Genomic DNA, 20,442 nt, shown 5'->3' with positions numbered 1-20,442 from the left:
CTACACGCGAACGTCGGAATCCTCTTCGGAGCGTCGTAAATCACAGGCAAAAAAAGGCCCGCCATCCGTAGGACGCGGGCCTTTTTGTTAACTCATCGAGCGCCCAGCGCCCGGTGAATTACTTATTGAGGTTGTAATCTTTTTCTGCGGCATCAAAGCGCTCGACCATACCGGCAGTCGGGGCACCCATCTTGCTCACGAAGTAGATCGCCAGGCTGGCGAAGATGAAGCCTGGGATGATTTCGTACAGGCCCAGCACTTCGAAGTGCTTCCACACGATTACGGTGATCGCGCCGACCAGGATGCCGGCCAGTGCGCCGTTGCGGGTCATGTTTTTCCAAATCACCGAGATCAGCACCACAGGCCCGAACGCGGCGCCGAAACCGGCCCAGGCGTAGCTGACCAGGCCCAGTACACGGTTTTCCGGGTTGGCGGCCAGGGCGATGGCGATCAAGGCCACCGCCAGCACCATGATCCGACCGACCCATACCAGTTCAAGCTGGGACGCACCCTTGCGCAGGAATGCCTTGTAGAAATCTTCGGTCAGGGCGCTGGAGCACACCAGCAATTGGCAGCTCAGGGTACTCATGACAGCCGCCAGGATGGCCGACAGCAATACACCGGCAATCCATGGGTTGAACAGGATCTTGGCCAGTTCGATAAACACGCGCTCAGGGTTTTCGGTCACGGGACCGGCCACCTCAGGATGCGCCGAGAAGTAAGCGATGCCGAAGAAGCCCACCGCCACGGTGCCGCCCAGGCACAGGATCATCCAGGTCATGGAGATGCGGCGCGCGTTGGCAATCGACTTCACCGAATCCGCCGCCATGAACCGCGCGAGAATGTGCGGCTGGCCGAAGTAACCCAGACCCCAGCCCATCAGCGAGATAACGCCGATGAAGGTGGTGTTTTTCAGCATGTCGAAGCTGGTCGGGTCCTTGGCTTCGATGGCCAGGAAGGTGGTGTCCACGCCGCCGGTCGCCAGCAGTACGATGATCGGCGTCAGGATCAACGCGAAGATCATCAGCGTGGCTTGCACGGTATCGGTCCAACTGACCGCCAGGAAACCGCCAATAAAGGTGTAGGCAATGGTCGCTGCGGCACCAGCCCACAGCGCAGTCTCGTAGGACATGCCGAAGGTGCTTTCGAACAGACGGGCACCGGCCACGATGCCGGAAGCGCAGTAAATGGTGAAGAACACCAGGATCACCACAGCGGAGATGATCCGCAGCAGCCCGCTTTTATCTTCGAAGCGGCTGGAGAAGTAATCCGGCAGGGTCAGGGCGTCGCCGTTGTGTTCGGTCTGCACCCGCAGGCGGCCGGCCACGAACAGCCAGTTGAGGTAGGCACCGACGATCAGGCCGATAGCAATCCAGCTTTCCGACAACCCGGACATGTAGATCGCGCCCGGCAGGCCCATCAACAACCAGCCGCTCATATCGGAAGCGCCGGCGGACAAAGCGGTCACCACGCTACCGAGGCTGCGACCGCCCAGGATGTAATCGGAAAGGTTATTGGTGGAGCGATAGGCCATCAAGCCGATCAGTACCATTGCTGCGATGTAGATCACGAACGTGATCAGGGTGGGATTACTAACGCTCATAGAAGTGACGCCCTGGCTTTGTTTTTATGTAGCGACGGTCTGTCAGCCCGCTACCGGTGGTTAACCGGGTAAACGAAGCTGCTTGCCGCGCATTTATGACTGGCGTTTCCCCAGGAAAGCCGCCAGCCGATGAACCGACCTGTGGAAGTGGTTGCACCTTGGTGCGCGAATGCTATTCAACAAAGCAAATAAGGTGCAACCAGTTTCTCGCGAATAAGTTGCACCTACGCGCATTTAAGAACAAACACCGGTTTTTTGCTACTTTTCGGAGCAAGAACAGTCAACCTCAGAAGCAAATGCACCACCAAGGCGCCGTTTCGGCAGAAGGCCAGATTTTTTCCGATCAACCGTCGAAAATTTCATGAACAAAAAGGGTTGCACCCGGTTGCACCTCTTCATGGGCAAAGCTAATCTTGCCGCCAGCAGATGCCACTCGGTAGTGGCACCCATGAGGATAACAAAATGGCTACGACCACCCTTGGGGTCAAACTCGACGACCCGACCCGCGAGCGCCTGAAGGCTGCCGCGTCCTCCATTGATCGCACGCCGCACTGGCTGATCAAACAGGCAATTTTCAATTACCTGGAGAAACTCGAGGGTGGTGCAACCCTTTCCGAGCTTAACGGTTCGGGCAGCAAGGATGCCGACGACGCCGGCGAAGTCCAGCATGACCACGCGCACCAGTGCTTCCTTGAGTTCGCCGAGAGCATCCTGCCGCAATCTGTACTGCGCGCCTCGATCACCGCCGCTTACCGTCGCCCCGAGCCGGAAGTGGTGCCGATGCTGATCGAGCAGGCACGCCTGCCGGTAGAAATGGCCGAAGCCACCAACAAGCTGGCCGCCACGATTGCCGAAAAATTGCGCAACCAGAAAAGCGCTGGCGGCCGTGCCGGTATCGTTCAAGGCCTGCTGCAGGAATTTTCCCTGTCGTCCCAGGAAGGCGTGGCGCTGATGTGCCTGGCCGAAGCGCTGCTGCGCATTCCGGACAAAGGCACGCGCGATGCACTGATCCGCGACAAGATCAGCACCGGCAACTGGCACCCGCACTTGGGCAACAGCCCGTCGCTGTTCGTCAATGCTGCTACCTGGGGGCTGCTGTTGACCGGCAAACTGGTCGCGACCCATAACGAAGCAGGCTTGACCTCGTCCCTGAGCCGCATCATCGGCAAAAGCGGCGAGCCGATGATCCGCAAGGGCGTCGACATGGCCATGCGCCTAATGGGTGAACAGTTCGTCACCGGCGAAACCATCGCCGAAGCCCTGGCCAACGCGAGCAAGTTCGAAGCCAAGGGTTTCCGCTATTCCTACGACATGCTCGGGGAAGCCGCCCTCACCGAACACGACGCCCAGAAGTACCTGGCTTCGTATGAACAAGCCATTCACTCCATCGGCAAAGCGTCCCACGGCCGTGGGATCTATGAAGGCCCAGGCATCTCCATCAAGCTCTCCGCCCTGCACCCGCGTTACAGCCGCGCGCAGTACGAACGGGTGATGGACGAACTGTACCCGCGCCTGTTGTCGCTGACCCTGTTGGCCAAGCAATACGACATCGGCCTGAACATCGACGCCGAGGAAGCCGACCGCCTCGAGTTGTCCCTGGACCTGCTCGAGCGCCTGTGCTTCGAGCCGCAACTGACTGGCTGGAACGGTATCGGTTTCGTGATCCAGGCCTACCAGAAACGTTGCCCTTACGTGATCGACTACGTGATCGACCTGGCACGCCGCAGCCGCCACCGCCTGATGATCCGTCTGGTCAAAGGCGCGTACTGGGACAGCGAAATCAAGCGCGCCCAGGTCGAAGGCCTGGAAGGCTACCCCGTGTACACCCGCAAGGTGTACACCGACGTTTCCTACATTGCCTGCGCACGCAAACTGCTGTCGGTGCCGGAAGCCATCTACCCGCAGTTCGCCACGCACAACGCCCATACGTTGTCGGCCATCTATCACATTGCCGGTCAGAACTATTACCCCGGCCAGTACGAGTTCCAATGCCTGCACGGCATGGGCGAACCGCTGTACGAACAGGTGGTGGGCAAGGTCTCCGAAGGCAAGCTGAACCGTCCGTGCCGTGTGTACGCACCGGTCGGCACTCACGAAACACTGCTGGCGTACCTGGTACGTCGCCTGCTGGAAAACGGTGCGAACACCTCGTTCGTCAACCGCATCGCCGATCACTCCATCTCGATTCAGGAGCTGGTGGCCGATCCAGTGGCGAACATCGAGCAGATGGCGACGGTGGAAGGCGGCTTCGGCCTGCCGCACCCGCGTATCCCACTGCCGCGTGACCTGTACGGCAGCGACCGCGCCAACTCGGCCGGTATCGACCTGGCCAACGAGCATCGCCTGGCATCGCTGTCCTGCGCCCTGCTGGCCACCGCTCACAACAACTGGAAAGCCGCGCCGATGCTCGGTTGCGCCGCCAGCGAACAACCGGCTGCAGCGGTGCTGAACCCGTCCGACGTGCGCGATGTGGTCGGTCACGTTCAGGAGGCCACCGTCGAAGACGTCGACAACGCCATCCAGTGCGCCATCAGCGCCGCGCCGATCTGGCAGGCCACTCCGCCCGCCGAACGCGCCGCGATCCTGGAGCGCGCCGCCGACCTGATGGAAGGCGAGATCCAGCCACTGATGGGCCTGCTGGCCCGTGAAGCCGGCAAGACCTTCGCCAACGCCATCGCTGAAGTGCGCGAAGCCGTGGACTTCCTGCGCTACTACGCGGTGCAGGCGCGTAACGATTTCACCAACGACGCCCACCGCCCATTGGGTCCGGTGGTGTGCATCAGCCCGTGGAACTTCCCGCTGGCGATCTTCAGCGGCCAGGTGGCGGCGGCATTGGCTGCCGGTAACCCGGTGCTGGCCAAACCCGCCGAACAAACCCCGTTGGTCGCCGCCCAGGCCGTGCGCATCCTGCTCGAAGCCGGCATTCCGCAAGGCGTGCTGCAATTGCTGCCGGGCCAGGGCGAGAGCGTCGGTGCCCGCCTGGTCGGTGATGAACGCGTCAAAGGCGTGATGTTCACCGGCTCCACCGAGGTTGCACGCTTGCTGCAACGCAATGTCGCCGGTCGCCTTGACGCCCAGGGCCGTCCGATTCCTCTGATCGCCGAAACCGGCGGCCAGAACGCGATGATCGTGGATTCCTCGGCACTCACCGAACAAGTGGTGATTGACGTGGTGTCGTCGGCCTTCGACAGCGCCGGCCAACGTTGCTCGGCCCTGCGCGTGTTGTGCCTGCAGGAAGATTCGGCAGACCGTGTCATCGAAATGCTCAAGGGCGCCATGGCGGAATGCCGCCTGGGTAACCCGGAACGCCTGTCGGTGGATATCGGCCCGGTGATCGACGCCGAAGCCAAGGCTGGTATCGAGAAACACATCCAGGCCATGCGCGACAAAGGCCGCAACGTTTACCAGGTGGCGATTGCCGATGGCGAAGAGATCAAGCGTGGCACCTTCGTGATGCCCACCCTGATCGAGCTGGAAAGCTTCGACGAGCTGCAACGCGAAATCTTCGGCCCGGTGCTGCACGTGGTGCGCTACAAGCGCAAAGAGATCGACCAGCTCATCGGCCAGATCAATGCCTCCGGCTACGGCCTGACCCTGGGCGTGCACACCCGCATCGACGAGACCATCGCCAAGGTGATCGACAACGTCAATGCAGGTAACGTCTATGTCAACCGTAACATCGTGGGTGCCGTGGTCGGCGTGCAGCCGTTCGGCGGCGAAGGCCTGTCGGGTACCGGCCCGAAAGCCGGTGGCCCGCTGTACCTGTACCGCCTGCTGTCGACTCGTCCTACCGATGCGATCGAGCAATCCTTCGTACGTGGCGACGCATTGACCGCACCGGACCTGCGCCTGCGCGACGCAATGAGCCAACCGCTGACCGCGCTGAAAACCTGGGCCGACAGCCACAACTTCAGCGAACTGAGCGCCCTGTGCAGCCAATTCGCCGCCCAGTCGCAAAGCGGTATCACCCGCCAACTGGCTGGCCCGACCGGCGAGCGCAACAGCTATGCGATCCTGCCGCGTGAACACGTGCTGTGCCTGGCGGAAGTGGAAGGCGACCTGCTGACTCAACTGGCTGCGATATTGGCGGTAGGCGGTTCGGCGGTATGGCCGGAAACCGAGCTGACCAAGGCCTTGTTCCCACGCCTGCCGAAGGATATTCAGGCGAAGATCAAGCGCGTGGCCGACTGGACCAAGGACGACGTGGTGTTCGACGCTGTGCTGCATCACGGTGACTCCGACCAACTGCGTGCGGTGTGCCAGCAAGTGGCGCAGCGCGGTGGGGCGATTGTTGGGGTGCATGGTTTGTCCCAGGGTGAGACATCTATTGCCCTGGAGCGGTTGGTGATCGAGCGGGCGTTGAGCGTTAACACCGCTGCTGCCGGCGGTAATGCGAGCCTGATGACCATCGGTTAACGGCAAACAGCAGCTTCAAGCTGATCGTTCCCACGCTCCGCGTGGGAATGCAGCTCAAGGACGCTCTGCGTCCAGAAGCGTGACGCGGAGCGTCAAGAGAGGCGTTTCCACGCAGAGCGTGGGAACGATCTTAAGTTGCAAGCTACAAGTGAAAGCGCACTGCTCTTACTTGTAGCTTATAGCTTGAGGCTCGCAACTTGTGCCGCCCCATCACCCCTATCTATCTTCCTTTCCCCTTTTTATTAGCGCTCCTAGACTGCGGCATACTCTTTAAAGGTAAGCCGCCATGTCCGAGACGCTGCTCAGTTCCCGCAATCTGGCTTTCGAGCTGTATGAAGTCCTCGATGCCGAGGGCCTGACCCAGCGCGAGCGGTTTGCCGAGCACAATCGCGAAACCTTCGACGCCGCCATCAGCACAGCGCGCAACATTGCCGAAAAGTACTTCGCGCCTCACAACCGCAAGAACGATGAAAACGAACCGCGTTACGAAGACGGTAAGGCGATTCTGATTCCGGAAGTGAAACCGGCGGTGGATGCTTTCCTGGAAGCCGGTTTCCTCAATGCCGCCCGCAGCTTCGAAGCCGGTGGCATGCAGTTGCCGACCCTGCTGTCCCAAGCCTGCTTCGCTCACTTCCAATCCGCCAACGCGGCCTCTACGTCTTACCCGTTCCTGACCATGGGCGCCGCCAACCTGATCGAAAGCTTCGGCACCGAGGAGCAGAAACAGCGCTTCCTGCAACCGATGATCGAAGGCCGTTTCTTCGGCACCATGGCCTTGACCGAGCCACACGCCGGTTCATCCCTGTCGGATATTCGTACCCGTGCCGAGCCTGCGGCTGACGGCAGCTATCGCCTGAAAGGCAACAAGATCTTCATCTCCGGTGGCGACCATCCGCTGTCGGAAAACATCGTGCATATGGTGCTGGCCAAGCTGCCCGATGCACCGGCCGGGGTGAAGGGCATTTCGTTGTTTATCGTGCCCAAATTCCTGGTCAACGCTGACGGCAGCCTGGGCGAGCGCAACGATGTACTGCTGGCCGGGCTGTTTCACAAGATGGGCTGGCGCGGCACGACGTCCACAGCACTCAATTTTGGCGATAACGGCAACTGTGTCGGCTATCTGGTGGGCAAACCACACCAGGGCCTGAGTTGCATGTTCCAGATGATGAACGAGGCACGGATCGGCGTCGGCATGGGCGCGGTGATGCTCGGTTACGCGGGCTATCTCTACTCGTTGGAGTACGCCCGCGAACGTCCGCAAGGCCGCCTGCCGGACAGCAAAGACCCAAGCACCGCACCGGTGTCGATCATCCAGCACGCCGATATCAAGCGTATGCTGCTGACCCAAAAAGCCTACGTGGAAGGCGCCTTCGACCTGGGCCTGTACGCCGCACGCCTGTTCGACGACACCACCACCCTGCCAGGTGAAACCGAACGCAAACAAGCCCACGAGTTGTTGGACCTGCTGACCCCCATCGTCAAATCCTGGCCGTCGGAGTTCTGCCTCAAGGCCAACGAACTGGCGATCCAGATTCTCGGCGGCCATGGCTATACCCGCGAGTACCCGGTCGAGCAGTACTACCGCGATAACCGCCTGAATCCGATCCACGAAGGCACCCATGGCATCCAGTCCCTGGACCTGCTTGGGCGTAAGTTGGCGCAGAACGGCGGGGCCGGCCTCAAGCAATTGATTCGACTGATCGCCGAGACAGGTGCTCGGGCGCAGCCATACCCAACGCTCAACGCGCTGAGGGAACCGCTGGAGCAATTGGTCAATCGCCTGCAAAAGGTCACCCTGGGCCTGCTGAGCGATCTCGCCCAGGGCAAGGTCAACAGCAGCCTGGCGAACTCGGCGCTGTACCTGAAAGTGTTCGGGCACACGGTAATTGGCTGGCGCTGGCTGGAACAGGCGATTCGCGCCGAAGAAGGGCTGGCCAAGGGCAACGCGGCCGATGTGGCCTTCTATAAAGGCAAGCTCCAGGCCGCCCGGTACTTCCTGACCTGGGAAGTACCAAGCTGCCATCATGAACTGGCGATTCTCGAGGCACGCGACGATACGTGCCTGGGCATGCAGGATGCGTGGTTCTAAGGCTGGATCGCCTTGGAAATCACCTCGACCGTGGCGCTGACTTGCTCTTGGTAACGGTCGAGTTCCTGTTGGTGAGCCTGCTGCATTTCGATCTGCTCGGCGCACAGGTTCAGCGCGGCCAATACCAATAATTTGTCACCAATGAGGGTCGGGTACTTTTTCTTGGTCGTGGCCAGCGAAGCCTTGAGCATGGTCACGGCGTGCATCAGGGTCTGGTCTTCCCCGGCCGGCGCCTTGATCGAGTAATCCTCACCGAGAATCGAAACGACCTTTATCCCTTCATTCATGCGCTGACAGGCCCTGCGCTCACACGCTCAACCAGTGCCTGGATGCGGGCAGCGGTGGCGCCATGCTTTTCTTCCTGTTCCATCAGGTTCAGTTGCAGGCTGTCGTTTTCATCCTTGGCCTGGGCCAGTTGCGCCTTGAGGGATTCGTTGCTGCTCAGCAGGTCCTGGTTCTGCTGTACCAGGTCGTTGACCAATTGTTCCAGTTGGCTGAGGGATGCTTCTAACATTTTGATTTCTCGGGCTTTTTAAAAGGGCGGTGACGATAAAGAAAATTCACCTCGGATGCCAGGGTTATCCCCGGCGCGCAGCCCGATGTTCAAGGGCCGGGCCGCGCTTTCGAGCCTTAGTGACTGCAATTACCCGATCTGGTTCCTGAATCCGTGTAACCCCCGGTCAGCTGCGACAAAAGCGCGCGCCCCCTTAAGACTTTAGTCGCAGAGCCGATACGCGATGCACACCCCGTCTCATGGCCGCACGGATCGCGCTTCTCCCCAGGATTCCAGCATGTCTCTTCGTAATATGAATATCGCCCCGAGGGCTTTCCTCGGCTTCGCGTTTATCGGCGCGTTGATGTTGTTTCTGGGCGTGTTCGCCCTGAACCAAATGAGCAAGATCCGTGCTGCCACCGAAGACATCACCCTGTCCAGCGTGCCAAGCATCCGCGCCCTCGACGAATTCACTCAGCTGACCTTGCGCCTGCGCGTGTTGTCGTACCGCTTGCTCACCAACCGCGAGCCGGAAGTACAGCAGAAAACCCTGGAAGCCTTCGACGTGCGCAACCAGCAGATCCGCACCGCCCAGGGCGTATATGAAAAGCTGATCGAGAGCCGCGAAGAACGCGCGACCTACGATGAATACGTGCGGTTACTGGCCCAGTACCATCAGATCGAAGAGCGCATGAAAAGCCTGTCCCGGGCCAACCAGGTCGACGAATTGCGCGCCCTGCTCAACACCGAACTGCTGAACAACTCCGAGCAGGTCAACGCGGTGCTCAGCCGCCTGCTGGAAATCAACAACAGCATGGCCCTGGACACCAACCAGCAGGCCGAAGACCAGTACGATCTGGCTTTCAACATGGTCGTGGGCCTGCTGGTGATCGCCACCGCGCTGACCCTGTTGTTCGCCTGGCTGCTGACCCGCAGCATCACCGTGCCGATTTCCCAAGCGCTGGAAGCGGCCGAAGAAGTGGCCGAAGGCAACCTCACGCGCCCGATCAAAGTCGAGGGCAACGATGAGGCCGGCCGCCTGCTCGCCGCCATGGCCAAGATGCAGGACAAACTGCGCGACACCCTGCAACGCATCGCCGGCTCCGCCACGCAACTGGCGTCGGCCGCCGAAGAGCTCAACGCCGTCACCGACGAAAGCGCGCGTGGCCTGACCCAGCAGAACAATGAGATCGAACAGGCCGCCACCGCGGTGAACGAAATGACCAGCGCGGTCGAGGAAGTCGCGCGCAATGCCGTGAGCACCTCCGAAGCCTCGCGCAACGCCACCACCTCGGCCGGTGATGGCCGTGACCTGGTACAGGAAACCGTCAGCGCCATCGAACGCATGAGCGGCGACGTGCAAGCCACCGCCACCTTGATCGGTGAGTTGGCCAATGAATCCCGCGATATCGGCAAAGTGCTGGACGTGATCCGTGGCCTGGCCGACCAGACCAACCTGCTGGCCCTCAACGCGGCCATCGAAGCGGCGCGGGCTGGTGAGGCCGGGCGTGGTTTTGCGGTAGTGGCGGACGAGGTACGCGCGTTGGCCCATCGCACCCAGCAGTCCACCAGCGAGATCGAGCGCATGATCGGCAGCATCCAGGCCGGCACCGAGCATGCGGTGGATTCGATGCGCAACAGCACTGAGCGCGCCGAATCCACGCTGAACATCGCTAAGGGCGCAGGGATGTCGCTGGATACCATCAACACGGCAATTGTCGAGATCAACGAGCGCAACCTGGTGATCGCCAGCGCAGCGGAAGAACAGGCGCAGGTCGCGCGGGAAGTCGACCGTAACCTGGTGAATATCCGCGATCTGTCGGTGCAATCGGCGACAGGCGCCAGCCAGACCAGCGCGGCGAGCAGCGAGTTGTCGCGCCTGGCAGTGGACCTCAATGGCATGGTGGGCCGCTTCCGGCTGTAAAAATGTGGGAGGGGGCTTGATCGTTCCCACGCTCCGCGTGGGAACGATCTTTTGACAGCGCAGCAATTCAACAGGTTAGAATCCCTGGCACGCAGACTGCATGGTCAGTTTGCGCCCTGTCTTTCCCTGCTCTGGAGTACTGCCTTTGAATGCGACGACCATCAACAGCCTGTTCTTGATCGGCGCGTTGCTGGTGAGTGCGAGCATTCTGGTGAGTTCTCTGTCGTCGCGCCTGGGCATCCCGATCCTGGTGATCATCCTGGCCGTGGGCATGATCGCCGGCGTCGATGGCGGCGGCATCATCTTCGATAACTACCCGACCGCCTACCTGGTGGGCAACCTGGCGCTGGCCGTGATCCTGCTCGACGGCGGTTTGCGCACGCGGGTGGCGAGTTTCCGCGTGGCACTCTGGCCTGCGTTGTCCCTGGCCACGGTGGGCGTGTTGATCACCACCGGCCTCACTGGCATGGCCGCGGCCTGGCTGTTCGACCTCAACATCGTGCAGGGCTTGCTGATCGGCGCCATTGTTGGTTCCACCGACGCCGCAGCCGTGTTCTCGCTGCTGGGCGGCAAGGGCTTGAACGAACGGGTGACCGCCAGCCTGGAAATCGAATCCGGCAGCAACGACCCGATGGCGGTGTTCCTCACCGTGACTTTGATCGACATGCTCGCCAGCGGCCAGACCGGCCTGCATTGGAGCCTGCTGACCCACCTGGTCCGCGAGTTCGGCATCGGCGGCCTGGTCGGCCTGGGCGGCGGCTGGCTGATGCTGCAGATGGTCAACCGCATCAACCTGGCCACCGGCCTGTACCCGATCCTGGTGATCGCTGGCGGCCTGTTCGTCTTCGCGCTGACCAACGCCTTGCACGGCAGTGGCTTTCTCGCCGTGTACCTGTGCGGCCTGGTGATCGGCAACCGTCCGGTGCGCAGCCGTCATGGCATCCTGCATATGCTCGACGGCATGGCCTGGCTGGCGCAGATCGGCATGTTCCTGGTGCTGGGCCTGCTGGTCACGCCCCATGACTTGCTGCCGATTGCCTTGCCGGCACTGGGCCTGGCGCTGTGGATGATCCTGTTTGCACGGCCGCTGTCGGTGATGGTCGGCCTGTTGCCCTTCAAGGCGTTCCACGGCCGGGAAAAAGCCTTTATCGCCTGGGTCGGCCTGCGCGGCGCGGTGCCGATCATCCTCGCGGTGTTCCCGCTGATGGCCGGCCTGCCCCATGCCCAGCTGTATTTCAACCTGGCGTTCTTTATCGTGCTGGTGTCGCTGCTGGTGCAGGGCACCAGCCTGCCGTGGGTGGCCAAGTTGCTGAAAGTCACCGTACCGCCGGACCCGGCGCCGATTTCCCGCGCCGCCCTGGAAGTGCACGTCACCAGCGAGTGGGAGCTGTTCGTCTACCGCCTGGGCGCGGAGAAATGGTGCATCGGCGCCGCCCTGCGCGAGTTGAAAATGCCCGAGGGCACACGGATCGCGGCGCTGTTCCGTGGCCAGCAACTGCTCCACCCGTCGGGTAGTACGGTGCTGGAAGTCGATGATTTGCTCTGCGTCATCGGCCATGAACACAACCTGCCGGCCCTGGGCAAACTGTTCAGCCAGGCGCCGCAGCGAGGCCTGGACCTGCGCTTCTTCGGCGACTTCGTACTCGAAGGCGACGCCCAGCTGGGCGCGGTGTCGGCGCTGTACGGGCTCAAGCTCGAGGGTATCGACCCGGACATGCCGCTGAGCCGCTTCATCACCCAGAAAGTCGGCGGCGCGCCGGTGGTGGGCGACCAGGTGGAGTGGAACAACACCATCTGGACCGTCGCGGTCATGGACGGGAACAAGATTGGCAAAGTCGGCGTCAGATTCCCCGAAGGAAGTCGCCCGGGCCCCGGTCTCTTCCTCTAAACTGCGGGGCGACAATGCCCCGATTCTTCATCTAGCTCGACCGGTCTCTATGCCAACCCTGCGCACTTTTCTCGCCACTGCCCTGCTGGGCCTGACTCTTTGTGTTGGCACCGTTCACGCGGCCGACCCACCCAGCGCCGACGCTGTCCAGCAAACCCTGGACAAACTGCCCGACCGCAAGCTACCCGACGCCGACATGAAGGCGTTGCAGAGCATCCTGCAACAGACCCTGACGTTCCTGGCTAACAAGCAGGAGTACGAGCAGCGCCTGGCAGACCTGAAGCGCCAGCTGGAAGATGCCCCGCGCCAGACGACGGACAACCAGCGCGAGCTGACTCGGCTCAAGGCCACCAAAATCATTCCGGTGGCCCAACGCTACGCCAGCCTGCCTGTGCCGCAGCTTGAACAATTGCTGGTGCAACGCACCACCCAGCAAGGTGATCTGCAAAAAGAACTGGCCGACGCCAATAGCCTGACCATCGCCGCCCAAACCCGCCCCGAGCGCGCCCAAACCGAAATCAGCAGCAGCCAGACGCGCATCCAGCAGATCAATGCGACCCTCAAGACCGGCAAAGACAACGGCAAAGCCCTCAGCGCCGACCAGCGCAACCAGCTCAACGCCGAACTCGCCGCCCTGAATGCGCTGATCCCCCTGCGCCGCCAGGAACTGGCCGGCAACAGCCAGTTGCAAGACCTGGGCAACAGCCAGCACGATCTGATCCAGGAAAAAACCGCGCGCCTGGAGCAGGAAATCCAGGACCTGCAAACCCTGATCAACCAGAAACGCCTGGCCCAGTCCCAGCAGACGGTGACCCAACAGTCCATCGAAGCGCAGAAAGCCGGCGGCAGCAGCCTGCTGGCCACGGAAAGCGCGGCCAACCTGAAGCTCTCCGACTACTTGCTCAAGAGCACCGACCGCCTCAACGACCTGACCCAGAAAAACCTGCAGACCAAGCAGCAACTGGACACCGTCACCCAAAGCGATTCGGCGCTGGACGAGCAGATCAACGTGCTCAAGGGCAGCCTGCTGCTGTCCAAGATCCTCTACAAGCAGAAACAGGCGCTGCCACGCCTGACCGTCGACCGTGACCTGGCCGACGACATCGCCAACATTCGCCTGTACCAGTTCGAGGTCAACCAGCAGCGCGAGCTGATCAGCTCGCCAAGCGCGTATGTGGATAACCTGCTGGCCAACCAGCCGCCGGACGACGTCACCCCGCAATTGCGTCGCACCCTGCTGGAACTGGCAATTACCCGCAGCGACCTGCTGGAGCGCCTGAGCCGTGAATTGAGCGCGCTGCTCAACGAATCCATCACCCTGCAACTGAACCAGAAACAACTGCTGAGCACCGCCACCACCCTGCGCGCCACGCTCGATGAACAGATGTTCTGGATCCCCAGCAACAAGCCGCTGGACACCGAGTGGCTGGAAACCGTACCGGCGCACCTGAGCAAGCAAATCACCACCCTGCCCTGGGCCTCCAGCGTCAGCGAACTGTATGACGGCCTGACCCAGCGCCCGTGGCTGTTCCTGCCGCTGCTGCTGTTGATCGGCGCGCTGCTGTGGCGGCGCAAGGCGCTGTATCAGCGCCTCAACAAAGTTCACCTGGACATCGGTCACTTCAAGCGCGACAGCCAGTGGCACACGCCCCAGGCGATCCTGATCAATATCCTGCTGGCGATGCCGGTGTCCCTGGGCCTGGCGCTGTGCGGCTATGCGTTGCAGATCGACGCCCGCGGGCAAAACGCCAACCTGGGTTCGGCCTTGTTGCAGATCGCCCAAGCCTGGCTGGTGTTCTACACCGCTTACCGCATCCTGGCGCCCGGCGGTGTGGCCGAGCTGCATTTTCGCTGGGAAAAACCCCAGGTCGAATTCCTGCAAGGTTGGGTACGCAAGCTCGGGCTGGTGGTACTGGCCCTGGTGGCCGTGGTTGCCATCGCCGAGCACCAACCGGCGGCGCTCGCCGAAGATGTGCTGGGCATCGCCGTGGTACTCACCTGCTACGCGCTGATGGCGTGGTTGCTCAGCCGCCTGCTGTTGAACAGCCCCACCCATGAAAAAGCCTCGCTGTTTCGCAAGACGATCGGGCTGGTCTTCACCGCCCTGCCCGTCGCATTGTTTATTGCCGTGTGCTTTGGCTACTACTACACCGCTCTGAAACTCAGCGATCGCTTGATCAACACCCTGTACCTGCTGATGTTCTGGCTGGTAATCGAAGCCACCTTCGTGCGCTGGCTGAGCGTTGCCGCCCGACGCCTGGCCTATGCGCGCGCCCTGGCCAAACGCCAGGCCGCCAAGGAAGCCGGTGAAGGCGAAGCGGTGGTGGAAGAGCCGACCCTGGACATCGAAAAGGTCAACGAGCAATCCTTGCGCCTGATCCGCCTGGCCTTGCTCGGGGGCTTTATCGCAGCCCTGTACTGGGTCTGGTCGGACCTGATCTCGGTATTTTCCTACCTCGATAACGTCACGCTGTACGAATACACCAGCGGCACCGGCTCGAATATCAGCATGGTGCCGATCAGCATCGGCGACATGCTCGGCGCGCTGATCATCATCGGTATCACCTTCGCCCTGGCGCGCAACCTGCCCGGTCTACTCGAAGTATTGGTGCTGTCCAAACTGGAGCTCGCACAAGGCAGCGCCTATGCCACCACCACATTGCTGTCCTATGTGATCGCCGGCGTCGGTTTCGTCTCGACCTTGTCCACCCTGGGCGTGAGCTGGGACAAGTTGCAATGGTTGGTGGCCGCGCTGTCGGTAGGCCTGGGCTTCGGCATGCAGGAAATCTTCGCCAACTTCATCTCCGGCATCATGATCCTGTTCGAACGCCCCGTGCGCATCGGCGACACCATCACCATCGGCAACCTGTCGGGCACGGTGAGCAAGATCCGCATTCGCGCCACCACCATCACCGATTTCGACAACAAGGACATCATTGTCCCGAACAAGACCTTCATTACCGGGCAACTGATCAACTGGTCGCTGACCGACACCATCACTCGGGTCACCTTGAAACTGGGCGTGGACTACGGCTCCGACCTGGACCTGGTGAAGGAATTGTTACTCAAGGCCGCCAAGGAAAACCCACGGGTACTCAAAGAGCCCGAGCCCCACGTGTATTTCCTCAACTTCGGCGAAAGCACCCTCGACCACGAGCTGCGCATGCATGTGCGCGACCTGGGCGACCGCAACCCTGTGCTGGACGAGGTCAACCGCTTTATCAACCGTGAGTTCAAGAAACAGCACATCAACATCTCGTTCAGGCAGATGGAGGTGTATCTGAAAAACATGCAAGGCCACGAATACAAACTGGTTCCGGTGGAAGACGAGCACAAGACCATCGTCGCGCCCGAGCAGGACACTCCCGAGCCGCCCGCCGGAAAGGTCGCAGACGCGCCTGAACCACCGCCGAGCAAACTCGACTAACGAATTACCCCCAGCAAAACGCTGGGGGCATCCTGCTGGAGATGGCCGGTGAAAGCCCTCGACGAACTGACCTTCGACAACCGCTTCGCACGCCTGGGCGATGGGTTCTCAACCCACGTGCTGCCCGAGCCCCTCGACGAGCCGCGCCTGGTGGTGGCGAGCACCGCCGCCATGGCCCTGCTCGACCTTGACCCGGCCGTGGCCGAAACGCCCGTGTTTGCCGAACTGTTTGGTGGCCACAAGCTATGGGCCGAAGCGGAACCGCGGGCGATGGTCTATTCCGGGCACCAGTTCGGCGGCTACACCCCGCAACTGGGCGATGGCCGAGGGTTGCTGCTGGGCGAGGTGTATAACCAGGCCGGCGAGCATTGGGACCTGCACCTCAAGGGCGCCGGCATGACGCCCTACTCGCGGATGGGCGACGGGCGTGCGGTATTGCGCTCCTCGATCCGTGAGTTCCTCGCCTCCGAAGCCCTCCATGCATTGGGCATCCCCAGCAGTCGCGCCTTGTGCGTGATCGGCTCCAGTACACCGGTATGGCGTGAAAAACAGGAACGCGGGGCGATGGTGTTGCGCCTGGCACCCAGCCATATCCGCTTCGGGCATTTCGAATATTTCTATTACACCAAGCAGCCCGAGCAGCAGGCCCAGCTGGCTGAACACGTCTTGAACCTGCACTTTCCCGAGTGCCGCGAACAACCGGAACCTTACCTGGCGATGTTCCGTGAAGTCGTCGAACGCAATGCCGAGATGATCGCCAAATGGCAGGCCTATGGCTTCTGCCATGGCGTGATGAACACCGACAACATGTCGATCCTGGGCATCACCTTCGACTTCGGGCCATTTGCGTTTCTGGATGACTTCGATGCGCACTTCATCTGCAACCATTCCGATCATGAGGGGCGTTATTCCTTCAGCAACCAGGTGCCGATCGGGCAGTGGAACCTCAGCGCGCTGGCCCAGGCGCTGACGCCGTTTATCAGCGTTGACGCCCTTAAAGAAGCCCTTGGCCTGTACCTGCCGCTGTATCAAGCGCACTACCTAGACCTGATGCGTCGCCGGTTGGGGCTGACGACCGCCGAAGACGACGACCAGCAGCTGGTGGAACGCTTGCTCAAGCTGATGCAGAACAGCGGCGTGGACTACACGCTGTTTTTCCGACGCCTTGGCGATGAGTCGGCAGCCTTGGCAGTCACGCGGTTACGCGATGACTTTGTCGACCTGGCCGGTTTCGATGCCTGGGCCGAGCTGTACAAGGCCCGTGTTGCCCGAGACGGGGACGACAGCGAGACACAGCGCCGTGAACGCATGCATGCCGTGAACCCGCTGTACATCCTGCGCAACTACCTCGCCCAAAACGCCATCGCCGCTGCCGAGTCAGGCGATTACAGCGAAGTGCGACGGCTGCATGAAGTCCTGACCAAACCGTTTGAGGAACAAGCGGGGATGGAACAGTACGCACAGCGGCCGCCGGATTGGGGCAAGCATCTGGAGATTAGTTGCTCGTCTTGACCTCTTAGATAAAGGTCTCCACAGACACCCCGAAACGCTCGGCCAGCCAACGAATCTGGCGCACGTTGAGCTGGCGTTTCCCGCTCAATATTTCCGAGACGACTGATTGCGCGCCGACCCCTGGAAGGTCGCTCTGGGTGAGATTGTGCTCGCGCATCATGTAACGCAGCACATCCACCCCGCTGGCCACGGGCATTGGACGATGCTCACGGTCATAGGCTTCTATCCAGTCGCTGAGAATGTCGACCAGGCTCATCAGCGGGCTATCTTCGTCGTCACCCACCAGGCTCAACAGCTCATCCAAACCGCATACCAGTGTGTCGTATTCTGCCTCGGTTTCCGGCTTGCGCAGCACGGGCGAAACGAATTGCCAGTGCTCTGCCGCCACTCGCATAAGTGCGCTCATTTGATTTTTTCCTTCCATTTGTCCTTCTCATAATCGCGATGGTCAAGCAGGTGCTTGATGTAAACGCGCTGCATTCGATACTGCACCGATGCAATCAACCTCAGCTTGTTACCGCCAATATCAAACACATGAAATTCACCTACCTTGTCCGTGGCGGGAAATATGGTTTTCATTGCGGCGAAGTCCTTGGGGGCGTTGCGTTTGATCACGCGATACCACTGATCCAAAGCCGTCGCCGAGCGCGGCCATTTTCCCTTTGCTTCCCAGATCCTGCTTTCACTGATGACTCGCATGCAACGTCCTTATCGCATCTTGCTATGAAGGTTAAACCTGATTTCGAACTATCGCAATTTGCTATAGTCGCAAACAGACCGGTGGCGCACACCAGAAAGCCTAGCCAGACGATTCACCGCGGCGCGGGCAAAACTGTGAGCGAATGAGTCTCTGCAGCAAGCCTTGATTAATCTCAGCCCCGGCACCAGATACACCCTATTGGCAAGTCCCCTGGAGCCCCCAATGTCCGAACCTCTTGTAATCCCCTGCCCTCATTGCAACGGTCTTAACCGCATCCCCGGCGAACGCCTGGGCGATGCGCCGAAATGTGGGCGCTGCAAGCAGCCTGTGTTGTTGAGCAAACCCTTTGAATTGAAACAAGGCGACTACGCCAGCCAGATCAAGGGTGACCTGCCGTTGCTGGTGGATGTGTGGGCGGATTGGTGCGGGCCGTGCAAGTCGTTTGCGCCGGTGTTCGAGCAGGCGGCCGGGCAGTTGGAGGGCAAGTGCCGGCTGGCCAAGCTGGACAGCGAGGCCAACCAGCAGTTGTCGGCGCAGCTGGGGATTCGCTCGATTCCCAGTTTGATTCTGTTCAAGAATGGCCGCGAAGTGGCGCGCCAGAGTGGGGCGTTTCCGTTGCCGCAATTGATGAGTTGGTTGCGTAGCCAAGGCGTGTAACCCGATCAGGAAAGCACCACAGGACAGTGTGGGAGGGGGCTTGCTCCCGATAGCGGTGGGTCAGTGACACTTAAGTGCCTGACACTCTGCCATCGGGAGCAAGCCCCCTCCCACATTTTGACCGCGTTTCAGCCTTGGGCCAGTGGAGATTGGCGGTCCATCATTTGGCTGACCAGCATGACGCCAAGCTCACTCAATTGATGGATAGCCAGGGCCACGTCGCGGTGTTCGCCGGTGAGGTCGTTGGACAGGTTGAGTAATAAGGTGCGGACTGAGGCGAAGGTTTCGTAGCTGTTGATGACCAGCGCTTCGGTGGGGAGGTTGGGTGTAACGGTAAATAAATTCATATTTTCGTTCTCTGCCAGGGCCATCGCCTGCTTGCTACTAAACAAGGGGCGGCAGCTGTACGCAGGTTAGTAGACCGGTAGAACGAAAGCAAAACCCGGCGCACCCGAAGGTGCCCTGCGCACAGCTACCATCGACAGGCAAGAAGCGCCATGCTTTGAAGCGGTGCACGTACTTTCGTCTGAGTGGGCTACTAAACCCGATCACTGAACATTCAGCGACCGGCAAACCTTAGAGACGCCCATCCAGACGCACAAGCCGGCGGATTCTGGCGTAGCTGTAGGCAAGGTTACAAGGCCAATCCCCTGCTGCCAGACTGCTCCTACAGCCTACGTAGGACAATTCCCAGAAACCCAACTGGAATGCAATCCAAATGTGGGAGGGGGCTTGCCCCCGATAGCAGTGGGTCAGCAATAGATAAGCTGGCTGACATACCGCTATCGGGGGCAAGCCCCCTCCCACATTGGATCTGTGTAGTGCTTGAGATCAGGTGTTTTCCAGCAGGTTATGCAGTTCCACAAATTGCTGCGTCAGCTTATGCCGTGGATCCAGATGAATCAGCGGCTTGCTCTCCTGGTGCGACTCGCGCATGCGCACGGAGCTGGCCAGGTACACCGGCAATACCGGCAGACCTTCGGCAATCAACTCATCGAGGATCTGCTGCGGCAGGCTCGCCCGGGCCTGGAACTGGTTGACCACAATGCCTTCGACTTCCAGGCCTTCGTTATGGTCTTCCTTCAATTCTTCGATTTCAGCCAACAGGCCATACAGGGCCTGGCGCGAGAAGCTGTCGCAATCAAAGGGAATCAGCACACGATCAGCGGCAATCAGCGCCGACACCGCATAGAAATTCAACGCCGGTGGCGTATCCAGGTAAATACGGTCGTAATCCTCGCTCAACTCATCCAACAGCTTTCGCAGCTTGTTGATCTTGTGCTTGGCCTCGAGCTTGGGCTGCAGGTCTGCCAGTTCCGGAGTGGCGGTGATGACGTGCAGGTTGTCGAACGGCGTTTCGTAGATATCCACCTTGTTTTTCTTCGAAAACGGCCCGGAAGACAGGGTTTGCTTGAAAAAGTCGGCGATTCCCATGGGGATATCGTCGCCGGTCAGCCCCGTAAGATACTGGGTGGAGTTGGCCTGTGCATCGAGGTCCACCAACAGGGTTCGATAACCTTCGCTGGCGCTGACCGCCGCCAGGTTGCAGGCGATGCTGGACTTGCCCACGCCGCCTTTCTGATTGAACACCACGCGCCGCATGGGAAAACCTCCGTGTATCAATGAATGACCGAGTGTAGAGCGCAAAAGCGCCGGTTAGCTACCTCGTTCATCCATACCCTGTGTCTGGCCCACGAATGAATGGGAACGCTCCGACAATCCAGTTCGGCCCT

14 protein-coding genes and 1 pseudogene are annotated in these 20,442 nt (G+C 60.6%); 8 read left to right on the top strand and 7 right to left on the bottom strand.

Annotated elements, in window-relative coordinates:
* Window positions 1-118: 118 nt before the first annotated feature.
* Complete coding sequence (gene putP / locus C4J90_RS02355; protein WP_124360960.1) at window positions 119-1,603, bottom strand: sodium/proline symporter PutP; 1,485 nt, start codon at window positions 1,601-1,603, stop codon at window positions 119-121.
* 462 nt (window positions 1,604-2,065) lie between these two features.
* Between putP and putA the strand changes: the two genes are divergently transcribed.
* Complete coding sequence (gene putA, locus C4J90_RS02350) at window positions 2,066-6,019, top strand: trifunctional transcriptional regulator/proline dehydrogenase/L-glutamate gamma-semialdehyde dehydrogenase (RefSeq protein ID WP_124419129.1); 3,954 nt, start codon at window positions 2,066-2,068, stop codon at window positions 6,017-6,019.
* Between the two features lie 286 nt (window positions 6,020-6,305).
* Window positions 6,306-8,108, top strand: a complete 1,803-nt coding sequence (locus C4J90_RS02345) for an acyl-CoA dehydrogenase (RefSeq protein WP_124360958.1) — start codon at window positions 6,306-6,308, stop codon at window positions 8,106-8,108.
* On the opposite strand, the gene C4J90_RS02340 is transcribed toward C4J90_RS02345, so the two are convergent.
* Window positions 8,105-8,395: a cell division protein ZapA gene (locus C4J90_RS02340; RefSeq protein ID WP_057724383.1), complete on the bottom strand. Its 291-nt coding sequence runs from the start codon at window positions 8,393-8,395 to the stop codon at window positions 8,105-8,107. The genes C4J90_RS02345 and C4J90_RS02340 overlap by 4 nt on opposite strands.
* The gene (locus C4J90_RS02335; RefSeq protein ID WP_124360957.1) at window positions 8,392-8,622 is read right to left on the bottom strand and encodes a hypothetical protein; all 231 of its coding nucleotides are present in this window, start codon (window positions 8,620-8,622) and stop codon (window positions 8,392-8,394) included. Before C4J90_RS02335 ends, C4J90_RS02340 begins: the two co-directional genes overlap by 4 nt.
* Before the next feature lie 223 nt (window positions 8,623-8,845).
* On the opposite strand from C4J90_RS02335, the pseudogene C4J90_RS27350 reads away from it, so the two are divergent.
* The 5 genes and pseudogenes from C4J90_RS27350 to selO all read left to right on the top strand — a co-directional run.
* Window positions 8,846-9,670: pseudogene (locus tag C4J90_RS27350) on the top strand (MCP four helix bundle domain-containing protein); the annotation flags it as partial.
* Window positions 9,653-10,525 (top strand): methyl-accepting chemotaxis protein, encoded by an 873-nt coding sequence (locus C4J90_RS27345; RefSeq protein ID WP_371850830.1) that lies wholly within the window; start codon window positions 9,653-9,655, stop codon window positions 10,523-10,525. The pseudogene C4J90_RS27350 and the gene C4J90_RS27345, both read left to right, overlap by 18 nt.
* Window positions 10,526-10,670: 145 nt before the next feature.
* The gene (locus C4J90_RS02325; RefSeq protein WP_124369340.1) at window positions 10,671-12,413 is read left to right on the top strand and encodes a potassium/proton antiporter; all 1,743 of its coding nucleotides are present in this window, start codon (window positions 10,671-10,673) and stop codon (window positions 12,411-12,413) included.
* Between the two features lie 49 nt (window positions 12,414-12,462).
* Window positions 12,463-15,840, top strand: a complete 3,378-nt coding sequence (gene mscK / locus C4J90_RS02320) for a mechanosensitive channel MscK (protein ID WP_124419127.1) — start codon at window positions 12,463-12,465, stop codon at window positions 15,838-15,840.
* Window positions 15,841-15,888: 48 nt separating this feature from the next.
* On the top strand, window positions 15,889-17,352 hold the full coding sequence (gene selO, locus C4J90_RS02315) for a protein adenylyltransferase SelO (protein ID WP_124419126.1): 1,464 nt from the start codon (window positions 15,889-15,891) through the stop codon (window positions 17,350-17,352).
* A 4-nt stretch (window positions 17,353-17,356) separates the two neighbouring features.
* Here selO and C4J90_RS02310 read toward each other — a convergent pair whose 3' ends face one another.
* On the bottom strand, window positions 17,357-17,758 hold the full coding sequence (locus C4J90_RS02310; RefSeq protein ID WP_124360952.1) for a type II toxin-antitoxin system HigA family antitoxin: 402 nt from the start codon (window positions 17,756-17,758) through the stop codon (window positions 17,357-17,359).
* Entirely contained in the window at window positions 17,755-18,051 is a 297-nt protein-coding gene (locus tag C4J90_RS02305) for a type II toxin-antitoxin system HigB family toxin (RefSeq protein WP_124419125.1), read from the bottom strand. Before C4J90_RS02305 ends, C4J90_RS02310 begins: the two co-directional genes overlap by 4 nt.
* A 223-nt stretch (window positions 18,052-18,274) precedes the next feature.
* Between C4J90_RS02305 and trxC the strand changes: the two genes are divergently transcribed.
* Window positions 18,275-18,709: a thioredoxin TrxC gene (gene trxC, locus C4J90_RS02300; RefSeq protein ID WP_124402846.1), complete on the top strand. Its 435-nt coding sequence runs from the start codon at window positions 18,275-18,277 to the stop codon at window positions 18,707-18,709.
* A gap of 128 nt (window positions 18,710-18,837) precedes the next feature.
* Here the strand turns inward: trxC and C4J90_RS02295 are convergent, their stop codons facing one another.
* Both C4J90_RS02295 and C4J90_RS02290 read right to left on the bottom strand, forming a co-directional pair.
* A complete protein-coding gene (locus tag C4J90_RS02295; protein ID WP_177413386.1) occupies window positions 18,838-19,056 on the bottom strand; it encodes a DUF6124 family protein in 219 nt (72 codons plus the stop codon).
* Window positions 19,057-19,540: 484 nt separating this feature from the next.
* Entirely contained in the window at window positions 19,541-20,311 is a 771-nt protein-coding gene (locus C4J90_RS02290; RefSeq protein ID WP_124419124.1) for a ParA family protein, read from the bottom strand.
* Window positions 20,312-20,442: the final 131 nt, after the last annotated feature.

Origin of the sequence: Pseudomonas sp. R2-60-08W, from assembly GCF_003852335.1 — a bacterium.
Taxonomy (GTDB): Bacteria; Pseudomonadota; Gammaproteobacteria; order Pseudomonadales; family Pseudomonadaceae; genus Aquipseudomonas.
The sequence above is the reverse complement of the archived record's forward strand: the minus strand, read 5'-3'. Positions and strand labels throughout refer to the sequence as shown.